This is a genomic window from Brevundimonas sp. FV1ye4L (assembly GCF_058681255.1).
Map to the genome: position 1 here is coordinate 1552321 of NZ_CM178734.1, position 13849 is coordinate 1566169.

The 13849-nt window shown below is 66.8% G+C and carries 18 protein-coding genes; 6 read left to right on the forward strand and 12 right to left on the reverse strand.

The window, feature by feature from the left end; translation table 11 throughout:
• Positions 1 to 6: 6 nt before the first annotated feature.
• Positions 7 to 1701, forward strand: coding sequence for an alkaline phosphatase D family protein (locus tag ACW17X_RS07535; RefSeq protein WP_492100330.1), 1695 nt, complete (start codon positions 7 to 9; stop codon positions 1699 to 1701).
• Here the strand turns inward: ACW17X_RS07535 and ACW17X_RS07540 are convergent.
• The 8 genes from ACW17X_RS07540 to ACW17X_RS07575 form a co-directional block, all read right to left on the reverse strand.
• Positions 1685 to 2929, reverse strand: a complete 1245-nt coding sequence (locus tag ACW17X_RS07540; RefSeq protein WP_492100331.1) for an MFS transporter — start codon at positions 2927 to 2929, stop codon at positions 1685 to 1687. The two genes, ACW17X_RS07535 and ACW17X_RS07540, sit on opposite strands and share 17 nt — an antisense overlap.
• A 10-nt stretch (positions 2930 to 2939) precedes the next feature.
• On the reverse strand, positions 2940 to 4850 hold the full coding sequence (gene dxs, locus ACW17X_RS07545; protein WP_492100332.1) for a 1-deoxy-D-xylulose-5-phosphate synthase: 1911 nt from the start codon (positions 4848 to 4850) through the stop codon (positions 2940 to 2942).
• Positions 4851 to 4921: 71 nt separating this feature from the next.
• Positions 4922 to 5485 (reverse strand): demethoxyubiquinone hydroxylase family protein, encoded by a 564-nt coding sequence (locus ACW17X_RS07550; protein WP_492100333.1) that lies wholly within the window; start codon positions 5483 to 5485, stop codon positions 4922 to 4924.
• Between the two features lie 3 nt (positions 5486 to 5488).
• Entirely contained in the window at positions 5489 to 6364 is an 876-nt protein-coding gene (locus ACW17X_RS07555) for a polyprenyl synthetase family protein (protein WP_492100448.1), read from the reverse strand.
• Positions 6365 to 6399: 35 nt separating this feature from the next.
• Positions 6400 to 6741: a tRNA-binding protein gene (locus ACW17X_RS07560; protein ID WP_492100334.1), complete on the reverse strand. Its 342-nt coding sequence runs from the start codon at positions 6739 to 6741 to the stop codon at positions 6400 to 6402.
• Positions 6738 to 6989: an exodeoxyribonuclease VII small subunit gene (locus tag ACW17X_RS07565; protein ID WP_008260204.1), complete on the reverse strand. Its 252-nt coding sequence runs from the start codon at positions 6987 to 6989 to the stop codon at positions 6738 to 6740. The genes ACW17X_RS07560 and ACW17X_RS07565 overlap by 4 nt, the downstream gene beginning before the upstream one ends.
• Before the next feature lie 48 nt (positions 6990 to 7037).
• Positions 7038 to 7700, reverse strand: coding sequence for a histidine phosphatase family protein (locus ACW17X_RS07570; RefSeq protein ID WP_492100449.1), 663 nt, complete (start codon positions 7698 to 7700; stop codon positions 7038 to 7040).
• Positions 7701 to 7740: 40 nt separating this feature from the next.
• Positions 7741 to 8661: a histone deacetylase family protein gene (locus ACW17X_RS07575; protein WP_492100335.1), complete on the reverse strand. Its 921-nt coding sequence runs from the start codon at positions 8659 to 8661 to the stop codon at positions 7741 to 7743.
• Between the two features lie 73 nt (positions 8662 to 8734).
• Between ACW17X_RS07575 and ACW17X_RS07580 the strand changes: the two genes are divergently transcribed.
• Genes ACW17X_RS07580 through ACW17X_RS07600 form a run of 5 tightly spaced genes read left to right on the forward strand, consistent with a single transcriptional unit; the run spans position 8735 to position 11611 of the window.
• Positions 8735 to 9262, forward strand: coding sequence for a GNAT family N-acetyltransferase (locus ACW17X_RS07580; RefSeq protein ID WP_492100336.1), 528 nt, complete (start codon positions 8735 to 8737; stop codon positions 9260 to 9262).
• A gap of 14 nt (positions 9263 to 9276) precedes the next feature.
• On the forward strand, positions 9277 to 9561 hold the full coding sequence (locus ACW17X_RS07585; protein ID WP_492100337.1) for a nucleotidyltransferase family protein: 285 nt from the start codon (positions 9277 to 9279) through the stop codon (positions 9559 to 9561).
• The gene (locus ACW17X_RS07590) at positions 9554 to 9892 is read left to right on the forward strand and encodes a HepT-like ribonuclease domain-containing protein (RefSeq protein ID WP_492100338.1); all 339 of its coding nucleotides are present in this window, start codon (positions 9554 to 9556) and stop codon (positions 9890 to 9892) included. Before ACW17X_RS07585 ends, ACW17X_RS07590 begins: the two co-directional genes overlap by 8 nt.
• The gene (locus ACW17X_RS07595) at positions 9892 to 11070 is read left to right on the forward strand and encodes a vWA domain-containing protein (protein WP_492100339.1); all 1179 of its coding nucleotides are present in this window, start codon (positions 9892 to 9894) and stop codon (positions 11068 to 11070) included. Before ACW17X_RS07590 ends, ACW17X_RS07595 begins: the two co-directional genes overlap by 1 nt.
• Before the next feature lie 49 nt (positions 11071 to 11119).
• Positions 11120 to 11611 (forward strand): hypothetical protein, encoded by a 492-nt coding sequence (locus tag ACW17X_RS07600; RefSeq protein WP_492100340.1) that lies wholly within the window; start codon positions 11120 to 11122, stop codon positions 11609 to 11611.
• Between the two features lie 63 nt (positions 11612 to 11674).
• Here ACW17X_RS07600 and ACW17X_RS07605 read toward each other — a convergent pair whose 3' ends face one another.
• The 4 genes from ACW17X_RS07605 to ACW17X_RS07620 form a co-directional block, all read right to left on the reverse strand.
• Positions 11675 to 11857: a CsbD family protein gene (locus ACW17X_RS07605; RefSeq protein ID WP_492100341.1), complete on the reverse strand. Its 183-nt coding sequence runs from the start codon at positions 11855 to 11857 to the stop codon at positions 11675 to 11677.
• A gap of 85 nt (positions 11858 to 11942) precedes the next feature.
• A complete protein-coding gene (locus tag ACW17X_RS07610; protein WP_492100342.1) occupies positions 11943 to 12386 on the reverse strand; it encodes an NUDIX domain-containing protein in 444 nt (147 codons plus the stop codon).
• A gap of 15 nt (positions 12387 to 12401) precedes the next feature.
• On the reverse strand, positions 12402 to 13442 hold the full coding sequence (locus ACW17X_RS07615) for a sensor histidine kinase (RefSeq protein WP_492100343.1): 1041 nt from the start codon (positions 13440 to 13442) through the stop codon (positions 12402 to 12404).
• Positions 13439 to 13840 (reverse strand): response regulator, encoded by a 402-nt coding sequence (locus ACW17X_RS07620; protein WP_492028085.1) that lies wholly within the window; start codon positions 13838 to 13840, stop codon positions 13439 to 13441. The genes ACW17X_RS07615 and ACW17X_RS07620 overlap by 4 nt, the downstream gene beginning before the upstream one ends.
• Positions 13841 to 13849 lie beyond the last annotated feature (9 nt).

Genomic DNA, 13849 nt, shown 5'->3' on the forward strand with positions numbered 1-13849 from the left:
CGAACGATGAATCTGGATCGCCGCAGCCTTCTGGGACTGCTTGGCGCGGGGGCGGCGACGCCCGCCGTCGCCCAGTCCGCCTATACCGGTCAGGTCGCCTTCCTTCACGGGGTGGCCAGCGGCGATCCGGGTCAGCATTCGGCGGTCTTCTGGACGCGCGTCACCCCGACCGATCCGTCGGCCGGGGATGTTGCCGTAACGCTGGAGGTGGCGAACGACGCCGCCTTCGCCGACGTAGTTCGCCGCTCTTCCGGCCTGCGCGCCCAGGCCACACGCGACTTCACCGTCAAACACGATCTGGACGGCCAGGGCCTGGAGCCGGGCCGCGAGTATTTCTATCGCTTCATCGCCAATGGCGTGACCTCGCCGGTCGGGCGGGTCCGCACCCTGCCGCATGGCGCGACGCCCGACCTGGCCCTGGCCGTGGTGTCCTGCCAGCTCTATCCCGGTGGTCTGTTCAACGCCTATGAGGCGATCGCGCAGCTGGACCGGTTGGACGCGGTCGTCCACCTGGGCGACTATATCTACGAATACGGCGCCGCAGCCGACGACTATGGCATGGCCACCGGCGCAGCCCTGAACCGGGCGCCCCAGCCCCCGCACGAGATCGTCAGCCTGGCCGACTATCGGATGCGCCACGCCCAGTACAAGACCGATCCCGACCTGCAGGCCGCCCACGCCCGCGCCGCCTTCATCTGCGTCTGGGACGACCACGAGGTGGCCAACGACACCTGGATGCTGGGCGCCGAAAACCATCAGCCGGCGACGGAAGGCGATTTCGCGACGCGCAAGGCGGCGGCTCTGCGCGCCTATTACGAGTGGATGCCGATCCGTGAAGCCAAGGCGGGCGGCATGAAGGAGGCGATCAACCGAAGCTTCCACTTCGGCGACCTGGCCAGCCTGCATATGGTCGAAACCCGGCTGCTGGCCCGCAACGAGCAGATGGACTTCGCCAACATCCCCAAGACCGCCGACGGGCGGCCGGACATCGCGGCCTTCGAGGCCCAGCGCCAGGAGCCGTCGCGCGACCTGCTGGGCGACAGCCAGCGTCGCTGGCTGGGCGAGGCCATGAGCCAGTCCAAGGCCGCCGGTCGCCCCTGGCAGATCCTGGGCAACCAGGTCGTCATGGCCCGGGTCAAGGGACCGAACATCGAAGAAATGGTGCCGCCGGCCCAGCTGGCGCAGATGATCGCCGGCCTGCCCGCCGAGTATCAGCCCCAGGTTCAGGCCGCGATCCAGTTGTTCAAGCTGGGCCTGCCGTTCAACCTGGATAGCTGGGACGGATATCCGGCCGGGCGCGAGCGCCTTTACGAGACGATGAAACAGGCCGGGGTCGAGCCCATTGTTTTGGCCGGCGACAGCCACGCCTTCTGGGTCAACGAATTGCACGATAACGGCGGGGAGCGCCGGGCGGTAGAGTTCGGGACCTCGTCCATCTCCAGCCCCTCGCCGGGGGATCTGGTGGCCGGCTTGCCGTTGGGCCTAGCGCTTCAGGCCGCCAATCCCGAGATCAAGTTCTGCGACCAGTCGGCCAAGGGCTATGTGCTGCTGACGCTGGAGCGGGATCAGGCGGTGGGTGAACTGCGCGCCGTCTCGACCATCCTGGCCAAGCCGTATGAGACCAGGACGCTGAAACGCTACCGACTGGCGCGGACCGAGACGGGTCTGGGCCCGCTGGAAGACATCACCGCACCCGCCTGATCGAGGCCACCGCCAGGGTCGCCCCGCCGAAACAGGCGGTGGCGGCCAGGAACAGGCTGCGGAAGTCCAGGCCCAGGGTCTCGAGCAGGACCAGGGCGATCAGGGGTGCGATCGCCTGCGGCAGGGTCACGGCCAGATTGATCAGGCCCAGGTCCTTGCCCCGGTCCTCGACCGACGGCAGGACATCGGTCATCAGGGCGATGTCGATGGCGCCGTAGCAGCCCTGGCCCACGCCATAGAGGGCGAAAGCCACGACCACGGTGGTCCAGTCCTGGGTGGTCGCCAGAACCGCTGCCGCGATGGCCAGCAGCACCCCGCCTGCAATAGCCAGCGGCTTGCGCCGCGTGATCCGCGAGCCGCCCATGGCGACGATGGTGCTGACCCCGACCACCCCGACCACGGCGATGGCGGTCAGCAGCGAGTGGCCGGCCTCGGCCGAGCGTCCGGGGAAGAGGCGCGGAAACCCGATGGCGTCGGCGATGTAGAAGAGCAGATAGAAGGCCACCAGCGAATAGCCGGTCACCACCAGGAACCGATAGGTCCAGGCCAGGGTGAAGTCGCGAACGGCGAAGGGGCGCAGCAGGCTGGGCAAGGAAAAGCCCGACAGGGGCGCTCGCACCCGGTCGGCGGGCACGGGATCCTCTCGCGACAGCAGGGCGAAGGGCACAGTGGCGACCAGGACCACGGCGGCCAGGGTGGCGAAGCGCGCCACCTCGCCCTGCGGCCCCCAGGCCATGACGACCGAACCGATCATGGCGGCCAGCGGATAGCCCATGCCCATCACGGCCGACATGGCGCTGCGCCGATTTTCAGGCACCCGGTCGGCGAACAGGGCGATCAGCGGGGCCAGCAGGATGTTGAAGGTCAGCTGAAAACAGACCAGGCCCAAAATCAGTCCCAGAGGGGTCGAGGACTGCTGGATGGCGGCGTAACTGCCGACCGTCAGCACCGCGCCGACCACGATCCACGGCCGCCGCCGCCCGTGCCGCGATCGGGTGCGGTCGCTCAAGGCGCCGCCGATAATATTTCCGACCCCGGCCGCCATACAGCCCCAGAACAGGGCCTGGCTGAGCAGAGGCCCCTTGTCCTGGCCGTCGATCAGCTCGGCGTGGAGCGGCGCGAGCACCTGAAGCAGGGGCGCGACGCCGATGAAGGCGCCGATATAGGCGACGGCGTAGCCGATCAGGAAGGCCGACCCGACCGGCCGGGGAGACGCGCCGGCGGTCATGCTTCTGGTCTCAGGCCCGTACGGCTCGGGTCGCTTCGACCCCCAGCGCGGTCAGGGACGCCGCCGCGATATGTTCGGCGTTCAGGCCCGCCTGGGCATACATGGCGGCGGGGGCGTCCTGGTCCTGGAAGACGTCGGGCAGGTTCAGGGTGCGGACCTTGAGTCCACGATCCAGCGCGCCCTTTTCCGCCAGCAGCTGCAGGACGAAGGCGCCGAAGCCGCCCATGGCCCCCTCCTCCACCGTGATCAGGGCCTCGTGCTCGCGCGCCAGACGCAGGATCATGTCCGCGTCCAGGGGCTTGGCGAAGCGGGCGTCGGCGACAGTGGCGGACACGCCCCGCGCGGCTAGAAGATCGGCGGCCTTCAGCGATTCTTGTAGCCGGGTGCCCAGGGACAAGATAGCGACGGACGTGCCCTCGCGCACGATCCGGCCCCGCCCGATCTCGAACGGGGCGGCCAGTTCCGGAATCTCGACCCCGACGCCGTCGCCGCGCGGATAGCGGAAGGCGCTGGGGCGGTCGTCGATAGCCAGGCTGGTCGAGATCATGCCCGCCAGTTCCGCCTCGTCGGCGGCGGCCATCAGCACCATGCCGGGCAAGGCGCCCATGAAGCCGATGTCGAACGACCCGGCGTGGGTCGCCCCGTCGGCGCCGACCAGACCGGCCCGGTCCATGGCGAACCGCACCGGCAGCGACTGGATGGCCACGTCGTGGACCACCTGGTCGTAGCCGCGCTGAAGGAAGGTGGAATAGATGGCGCAGATCGGCTTCATCCCGTCGGCGGCCAGGCCGGCGGCGAAGGTGACGGCGTGCTGTTCGGCGATGCCGACGTCATAGGTCCGCTCGGGGAAAGCCTGGCCGAACAGGTCCAGACCGGTGCCCGAGGGCATGGCGGCGGTGATGGCCACGATCGAGGGATCGACCTTGGCGTGTTTGATCAGTTCGGTCCCGAACACCTTGGTGTAGCTGGGCGCGTTCGACACGGACTTGGCCTGTTTGCCCGAGATCACGTCGAACTTGACCACCGCATGCAGTTTGTCGGCGCTGCTCTCGGCCGGGGCGTAGCCCTTGCCCTTTTGCGTCACGACATGGACCAACACCGGCCGGTCCTCGATGGCCGCCGCCTTCTTCAGGATCGGGACCAGGTTCTCCATGTCATGCCCATCGATGGGGCCGACGTAGTAGAAGCCCAGTTCCTCGAACAGGGTGCCGCCGGTGACCATGCCGCGGGCGTATTCCTCGGCCTTCTTGGCGGCGTTGCGGAAGGGGCGCGGCAGGTGCTGTGCGACCGAACGACCCAGGCGGCGGACGTTTTGATAGGCGCCGCCGGACACCAGACCGGCTAAATAGGCGCTCATACCCCCGACCGGCGGGGCGATGGACATGTCGTTGTCGTTCAGGATGACCATCAGCTGGCCATTGGTCGCCTCGGCCGCGTTGTTCATCGCCTCATAGGCCATGCCGGCGGACATGGAGCCGTCGCCGATGACGGCCACGACCTTGTTCTTTTCGCCCTTCTGATCGCGCGCGGCGGCGAAGCCGAGGGCGGCGCTGATCGAGGTCGAGGCGTGGGCGGCGCCGAAGGGGTCGTATTCGCTCTCGCTGCGCTTGGTGAAGCCCGACAGGCCGCCGGGCTGGCGCAGGGTGCGGATGCGGTCGCGACGGCCGGTCAGGATCTTGTGCGGATAGCACTGGTGGCCGACGTCCCAGATCAGAATGTCCTTGGGCGTCTCGAACACATGGTGAAGCGCCGTGGTCAGTTCGACCACGCCCAGGCCTGCGCCCAGGTGGCCGCCCGTGACCGAGACGGCGTCGATGGTCTCGGCCCGCACTTCTTCCGCCAGCTGCTTCAGCTGGGCGATGTCGAAGCCCCGCATGTCGGCGGGAAACTTGACGGTGTCGAGAAGCGGGGTGTCGGGCATTGAAGTTATTTAGTCCGAGAGAAGACCTTAGGCGAGCGTCCATGTCGCCCGAGGGGTTATCTTTCAACCCCTCACCGGCTGTGATGGTCCGCCAACTGCTCGGCGAGGCGTTTGGAATCGCCTCTAGTCGACAGCCAGATGAGACCTTCGGTCGCTCCCGAGATCAGGCTTTCGAGCCACCCGAAGCCGGCAGAGCGACGGCTCTGGGTGGCGTACTCGAGGTGCGCCATCTCCTCGACCTGAATGACCTTGATCGTATCGTGCAGTTCCGGATCGTGCATCTCCGTCCAAGCGATCTGATCGTTGAGGTGTCGATGAACCGTTCTTTCGACTGCCGCTGTGCAAGCCAGAATCGCTTCGCGGCCAAGCAGGGACGAAACCAGGCCGAGCCCAGTCCCGCCTAGAATCCATATCCACATGGCGCGACATGGCTTGCTGTCGCGGGCGGGCATTAGATTGCGGAACTTTGCCTGATGTTCTCGTTCATGCGCCAATGCTTCGAGTAGGAAGGGCCGGAGATCCGGCGCTCGCCATCGCGCCACGGCGATTTGCGCGCGATAGATGAGTATGGCGCCCGTCTCTCCGCCATGGTTCACGCGCAGAATGCGAGCCGGAATGGTCGCGTTCCAGGCCACCCGTCAGGACCGGCGCTGTAGCACAAAGTCCACGCTGGCCTTGAGGATTTCCGCCTCGAGTCCGAAGGGCTCAAGATGGGCGCGGGCCTGGTCGGATAGGTGGGCGACACGTTGGCGCGCCTCCTCCAGGCCCAGCAGGGTGACGAAATTGGTCTTGCCCAAAGCCGCATCCTTGCCGCCGGCGGCCTTGCCCATTTCCTCGGGCGAACCTTCCGCATCCAGAAGATCGTCGACGATCTGATAGGCCAGGCCGACATCGTGGGCGAAGCTGATCAGGGCGTGCTGATGCTGGGCCGAGGCCTCGGCGATGATCAGCGGAATCTCGAAGGCGTAGGCGAACAGGGCGCCGGTCTTCAGCCGCTGCATCCGGGCGACGCCCCCCAGGTCGTCGCGCACGCCCAGCAAATCGATCATCTGGCCGCCGGCCATGCCCCGCGCGCCCGAGGCCAGCGACAGTCGCGCCGCCAACTCGCAACGGACCGCCGCGTCGTCGTGGGTATCCTCGTGCAGGATGATGTCGAAGGCCGCCGTCTGAAGCGCATCGCCGGCCAGGACCGCCGTGGCCTCGTCATAGGCGCGGTGGACGGTCGGGCGACCGCGCCGCATGTCGTCATCGTCCATACAGGGCAGGTCGTCGTGGACCAGGCTGTAGGCGTGGACGCATTCAAGGGCGCAGGCGGCGCGCAGCACCGACCGCTCGTCGATGTCGAACAGCCGCGCCGCCTCCAGGGCGAAGAAGGGCCGCAGCCGCTTGCCGGGACCCAGCGCCGCATAGCGCATGGCCTCGGTCAGGCGGGCTTCCGGGCCCTCGGCGCGGGGCAGCAGTTCGTCGAGCGCCACGGTCACCAGATCGGCGACCTCGGCGACCCGGTCGATCACAGCCTGCTCAGGCGAATTGGCCGCGAGGATATGGGTCAAAACAGCCGCCCGCCCAGCGGCAGGTCGCGATCCACACCGACCAGCACCACCTCGCCGTCCGCGTCGGGGAAGCCCAGGGTCAGGACCTCGGACTTCACCGGCCCAATCTGGCGCGGCGGGAAGTTGACCACGGCCGCGACCTTGCGGCCCTCCAGCTCTTCCAGCGTGTAGTGGCGGGTGATCTGGGCCGAAGATTTCTTGACGCCGATCTCGGGGCCGAAGTCGATCTGCAGCTTGAAGGCCGGGTTGCGCGCCTCGGGGAAGGCTTCCGCCTTGACGATCCGGCCGACGCGGATGTCGACCTTCATGAAGTCGTCGAAGGTGATCGCCTGCGTCATTCGAACGACGCCGCCTCGACGCCCTTGGCCTGACCGTCCGGTCCGACCACGATCTTCTCGACGCGCAGCTGGGCCGCCTTCAGACGGGCCTCGCAATGGGCCTTCAGCTTCGCGCCCTCCTCGTACAGGGCGATGGATTCCTCCAGCGGCGCCTGGCCCGATTCCAGGCGCGAGACGATGGTCTCCAGGCGCTGCAGGGCGTCTTCAAAGCTGAGGTCGGCGGGGATAGCGGCGGCGGTATCGGTCATGGCGCGGACCCTAGAGGGGGTCGAAGCCTGCATCAACGGTGGATGCGGCTATCGCTTCTCGTAGCGGCGCTGGGACCAGTATTTGAAGCCCTGATTATGCACCAGTTTCCAGCCGTCGGCCTTCAGCCGGGCGCCGACCATGTGATTGAAATAGCCGTGGGCGAAGACCAGCACGTCCTGGCCGGTTTCGGCACGGGCGATCAGTTTGCGCGCCGCCTGTTCGGCGCGGACCTCGGCCTCAGCGCGGGTTTCCTGGCCGCCGTGGTGGTCGAACGCGTGCCACCAGAAGCGCGACACCACGCCCCACCATTTCGGCGACAGCTTGATCCAGTCGGGGATCGGCGGCGGCGGCAGGGGCGCCTCGATGAACAGGACGTCGGACATCACCTCACGCCCCGCAGCGACCGCGGCGGCGGTTTCCTGGGCGCGCTGACGGGTCGAGGCGTAGATGGCGCCGGCGCCCTGGGCTGTGGCCACCAGTTCCGGCGGCGGGGTCTGGCCGGCCAGCAGGCCGCCGATCTCGTATTTCGCCCACCAGTCGCCGTACTGACGCGCGGTGATCAGGCATTTGCGCGATAGAGCAGGCTCGCCGTGGCGCGTCAGGGTGATGGCGCCTGGGCGGACGCCGACCAAGGCGCGGGACGCAGACCCGCCGGCCGGCTGGGCGGCAGAGTCTTCGGTCGAATCGAGGGACAGGGCGGGGGATGACATGGCGATCGGACGGGCCTTAAGTTTCAAGGCGTTGTACGTCCTATTCCTCCCCGAGCGCGGCGACGTGTGCGACCGCGGAGCGGCCTAGTCCTTCAAGGTCGTAACCGCCCTCGAGCGCGGACACAACCTTGCCTGCGCAGGTCCGGCGCGCGACCTCCAGAACCGCGCGGGTCGCCCAGGCGAAATCCTCGGCCTCCAGCGACTGGTGGGCCAGAGGATCGCGGCGGTGGGCGTCGAAGCCCGCAGAGATCAGGATCAGGTCCGGCCGGAAGGCGTCCAGCGCCGGCATCAGTCCGCCGGCGAAGGTCGCGCGCCAGGCCTCGCGCGCCGCATGGGGCGCCACCGGGGCGTTGACGATATTGCCCACGCCGGTCTCGGACGCCGCGCCCGTGCCTGGGTAAAGCGGCATCTGGTGGATCGAGGCCAGGAAAAGGCTGTCGTCGTGTTCGAACGCCGCCTGGGTGCCGTTGCCGTGGTGGACGTCGAAGTCGACAACCGCCACCCGCGCCATCCCCTCGGCCTGAGCCACCCGCGCCGCCACAGCGACGGACGAAAACAAGCAGAAGCCCATGGCGCGATCCGGTTCGGCATGGTGACCGGGCGGACGGACGGCGGCGAAGGCGCGGTTCATCTCGCCCCGCGCTACGGCCCGGACCGCGTCGATAGCCGCCCCCGCCGCCAGCCGCGCCGCCGGCACGCTGCCGGGCGACAGCACGGTGTCGGCGTCGAGCGCGTTCAGCCCCTCCGTCGGCGAAGCCTCAAGCAGGCGGGCGACATAGGCCGCCGGGTGAACCCGCTCCAGATCGGCGACTTCGGCGAGGGTCGCGAGGCGCCGGTCTGCGGTCAGACCCGCATCGTCCAAAGCGTCGAGCACCGCCTTAAGACGAGCGGGGCTTTCGGGATGACCGACGCCCGGCGTATGGGCCAGCATCGACGGATGGGTGAAGAGGGGGATGGACATCCAGATCACGATACGCCGCCGGTTCGGCCTTGTCGCCGGTGACGCGCGGCTCGCCCCATTGTAGAGCCGGGTCATGACCGAGCCCCTGATCCGCCCTGCCCGCCTCGAAGACGCCGAACCCCTGGGCGCCCTGGGTCGGCAGACCTTCATCGACACCTTCGTGACCGGTTTCGGTATTCCCTATCCCGAGGGGGATCTGAAGGCCTTCCTGGACGCCAGTTTCGATCCCGAGCCGACGCTGAAAAAGCTGGCTGAGCCCGGCTGCGCCTGGTGGGTGGCCGAGCGGGACGGCGAACTGCTGGCCTTTGCCAACGCCGGTCCCAACGGCCTGCCTCACCCCGAGGCACGTCCGGACCATATGGAGCTGCGCCGCCTGTATGTGTCCAAGGCCGCGCAAGGTCTGGGCCTGGGCACTCAACTGCTGACCCTGTCGCTGGACTGGATGGAGGCCCAAACTCGGGGCCCGCTTTGGATCGGCGTCTGGAGCGGCAACGAAAAGGCCCAGCGCCTTTACGCAGCCTATGGGTTCGAGAAGGCGGGCGAGTATGAGTACCCGGTCGGCGCCTGGCGCGACCACGAGTTCATCTTGCGGCGCGGATAGACTATGGTGCGGGCATGACCCGCGCCGAACTGCTGGAAAAGCTGCGTGAGCTGAAGCCCTGGCTGGAAGAGCAGGGCATCATCAACCTGCGCCTGTTCGGCAGCTACGCCCGCGACGAAGCGGGACCGGACAGCGACGTGGATTTGCTGGTGGATACTTCCAGGCCCATGGGCATCGAGTTTCTGACAACGGAACGCCTGCTGGCGGAAAGACTGGAAACGCCGGTCGAGTTCTGTTCCTGGGAAGTCATGCGGCCCTATGTCAGGACGAAGGTCGAGGAAGACCTGATCCTTGTCTGACGAAGCCGACGCGAACCTGATCGCGGAAATCCTGGACGCCGCCAGCCGTGTAAAATCCTACATCGCGCCTGAAGGCCGGGAAGGCTTCATGTGTCAAACCTTGGTGTATGACGCCGTCTGTATGAACCTGTTGCGGACAGGCGAATGCGCCCGCTTCCTGAGCGACGCCGTAAAGACGCGCCTGCCGGACATTCCATGGCCCGACATCGTCAGTCTGCGAAATCGAGTGGCGCACAGCTACGAAACGTTGAAGCCGGAAGTCCTCTGGCTGATCGCCAGCGTCAGCCTGCCACAACTGGACGCGGCGCTTCGCAGCCTGGGTGAAGCCTGATGCTCCTCCCCTTCTTCACCGCCCTGCGCGACGCCAAGGTTCCGGTGTCGATGAAGGAATGGCTCCATCTGATGGAGGCCATGGATCGCGATCTGGCGGGGCGCGAGATCGAGGCCTTTTATCACCTGTCGCGCGCGGTGCTGGTCAAGGACGAGAAACACTATGACCGGTTCGACCAGGTGTTCGGGACCGTCTTCAAGGGCGTCGAATCTGTCGGGACGGGCGAGGATCTGACTACGGACATCCCCGAGGACTGGCTGCGCCTGCTGAACGAGAAATATCTGTCCGACGAGGAAAAGGCTCAGATCGAGGCGCTGGGCGGGTTCGACAAGCTGATGGAGACGCTGAAGCAGCGGCTGGAGGAGCAGAAGGAGCGCCACTCCGGCGGATCCAAGTGGATCGGCACGGGCGGGACCAGCCCCTTTGGCCACGGCGGCTATAATCCCGAGGGCGTGCGGATCGGCGGACCCGGTAAGCACGGGCGGGCGGTCAAGGTCTGGGAGAAGCGCGAGTTCAGGAACCTAGACGACACGATCGAGCTGGGCACGCGCAACATCAAGGTGGCGCTGCGTCGCCTGCGCCGGTTCGCGCGGGAGGGGGCGGCGGAAGAGCTGGACATCGACGGCACCATCGACGGCACGGCGCGCCAGGGCTGGCTGGACATCCAGATGCGGCCCGAGCGGCGCAACACGATCAAGGTGCTGCTGTTCCTGGACATCGGTGGGTCCATGGACGGGCACATCAAGCTGGTGGAGGAGCTGTTCTCGGCCGCCCGGACCGAGTTCAAGAACCTGGAGTTCTTCTATTTCCACAACTGCCTGTACGAAGGCGTCTGGAAGGACAACCGGCGGCGTCACACCGAGCGGATCGCCACCTGGGATCTGCTGAACAAATATCCCAGCGACTGGCGGGCCATCTTCGTCGGCGATGCGACCATGTCGCCCTATGAGATCACCATGCCGGGCGGTTCGGTCGAGCACTGGAACGAGGAGGCCGGCGCCGTTTGGATGCAACGCGCCCGGCGGCAGTGGGAAAAGTCCGTGTGGCTGAACCCGGTGCAGGAGCGGTACTGGAGCTATACGGCTTCCGTCGGCCTGCTGCGCGAGGTGATGGACGACCGAATGTTCCCCCTGACGCTGGAAGGGCTCGACAAGGCGATGCGAGCGCTGACAAGGTAGTTTTCGCGTCCCGGGCGAACCGCCCCGAAAATAGTAAGAGGCCTGAGACATGCTCGCCGCCGTCGCCCTGCTTCTTCTGGCCCAACAGGCCGCCCCCGCTGTGGTCTGGGAAGCGCCTGCGCCAGTAGCCGAGACGCCCGCGCCAGCCGTGGCGCACACGGTGCCGCAGTGGGGTCTTGCCGATCCGTTCGGCTATGAGCGGGCGCGGTGCAGCCCGCAGCTACGCGGCGCCCGGTCGCTGGAGGCGTGTCAGACCGAGGTGCGGGCCCAGCTCGCCCTGGCCCTGGGACCCGACCTTCCCGACGCCCTACGCCCAGCGGGCATGGCGGGGGACTGTCAGATGACCCAGGCGGCGGAGGGCGGCGGCTCGCCCTATGGGCTGCAATGCGGCCCCCAATCACGCGCCCCGACGGATTCCCCCCTGCCCAAGGAGGTGGACTGCCGCCCCCGTCCCGTCGAGGGGGGCTTCAGCTCCGAATGCCGGCCGGTCGGCGCGACGGAGGACAAGGGTCTGAAGCTGAAGCTGTGGGGCAACGACTGACCCAAAGGAAACGCCGCCCGCTTTCGCGGACGGCGTGTCTGACAATCTCAGTATCTGGTCGCGTCAGTTGCGATTGTCGCGGACGCTATCCTTAACGCCGCCGACGGCGTTCTGGACCTTGCCCTCAACCTGATCGGCCTTGCCTTCGGCCTCCAGCTTGGAGTCGCCGGTCATCTTGCCCGCGCCTTCCTTGATCTTGCCGCCCATGTTCTTGGCGGAGCCTTCGATGCGGTCTTGATCAGCCATAGAAATTCTCCTTTTCAGGCGGCACTGTCATAACGCCGCGACGTGAAAGAAGAACGGGATGGCGGGCAGCCTTGTTCCGTAAGGCTCAGCTTGCCCGACGCAACCAGACAGCAACGGCCCAGGCGTGGGCGTCATGGCGCAGGCGCGACAGGGCCACGGTCGGGTCCAACCAGACCAGGGTATGATCATCCTCGCATTTGGCGTCCGGGTTCTCGGCCGCGACCGATGCTGTCCAGAAGCCGCCGACGTTGTAGAGCGGCTGGCCATTGCTCTTCAGATGGTACTGGCCTGCCTCGGCGATGCGGTTCAGGGGCGTCACGGTAAGCCCCGTCTCTTCGACGAACTCGCGCACCAGGGCCTGAACCTCCGTCTCCTCCCCGTCCACGGCCCCGCCAGGAAGATCGAAATAGGCGCCGGCCGGACGCTCCACCCGGACGCAAGCGATCAGGCCGTCGCGTTCGACGACGCCGAAGGCCGTCGCGCGATGGCGATAGTCTAAACCGGGATTGCGAAGGCCGAACTGGAGCATGGCGAATGTCCGACCTCAGAGGTCGAAGGCCAGTCTGGCGCGAACGCCTTTGTGGGCCCCGTCGAACTCGACGGCCGAACGCAGGCCCGAGGCCATGGCCGAGATGATCTTGCCGCCCAGGCCGGTGCCCTTGGGCGTGCCGTCGCCCAGACCGGGACCGTCATCCTCGACGGTCAAGATCGCGCGATGTTCGCCGTCCGGTTTCAGGCTGATGCGGATCTCGCCGCCCTGCCCCGGCTGGTAGGCGTATTTGACCGCATTGGTGACCAGCTCGGCGACCACGACGCCCAGAGATACGGCCTGGTCGGTGGTGACCCACATGGGAGCGGCGTCCACCACCAGACGGGGCGAGCCTTCGCCGGGGCCGACCGATTTGGACAATTCGTCCATCAGGCCTTCCAGATATTCGTCCATGGCCACGCGGCTCATGTCGCCCGAGGTGTAGAGGCGGCGATGGACATGGGCCACGGCCTCGATCCGCGCCTGGCATTCGCGCAGGGCTTCACGGGCGCGTTCGTCATCGATGTGCCGCATCTGCAAGGAGATGAAGCTGGACACCAGCTGCAACGAGTTGCCGACGCGGTGATTGACCTCGCGCAACATGGCCTCGGCGCGGTCTCGGGCCAGGCGGATTTCTTCCTGGGCGATCTCGTTCTCTCGCTCCAGCCGGCGGCGGAGCAGCGCGTCCTCCAGCGCGGAGCGAAGCAGGGAGGTGAAGTCCTCGGAGACGTCCTTGATCACATAGTCGGCGGCGCCGGCCCGCAGAGCCGCGACCGCGATCCGGCCGTCCTGGGCCCCGGTCACATAGACGATGGGCGGCGGTGCGGTTAGAGCCAGAATATCCGGCAGGACGTCCAGCCCGTCGCGGGTCGGCATGTAGTGATCCAGGGCGCAGACGTCGTATTCGTTGGCGGCAAGCAGGGACAGGCCCGCGTCCCCGTCGGGCGCGCAGGTCACGGCGTAGCCGTGGCGGCTCATCTCCTTCTCGACCAATCGCGACAGACCGCGATCATCGTCGATATAGAGCAGCCGAATGGCGCCCGAGGTTTCTATCACTCGATCTCCGGAGCCTGCATCACCGACAGGAACAGACCCAGTTGGCGGATCGCGCCGGCGAAGGACTCATAGTCCACGGGCTTGGTGATATAGACGTTACAGCCCAGGTCGTAGCAGCGCTGGATCTCGACCTTGTCGTCCGTCGTGGTCAGAACGACGACTGGGGCCCGCTTCAGGCGGTCGTCGGATTTGACCCGTTCCAGAATGTCCGTTCCCGACATGTCCGGCAGGTTCAGGTCCAGCAGGATCAGCAGCGGCCCATTGGCCAGGATCTCAGGGCTGAACAGATAGTCGAGGGCCGCGCCGCCTTCATCGAAATGCTTGATCTCGTTGTTGATGTTGGCGCGACGGATGTTTTTTTCGATCAGCTTGGCGTGACCGTGGTCGTCCTCGACCATGATGATTTT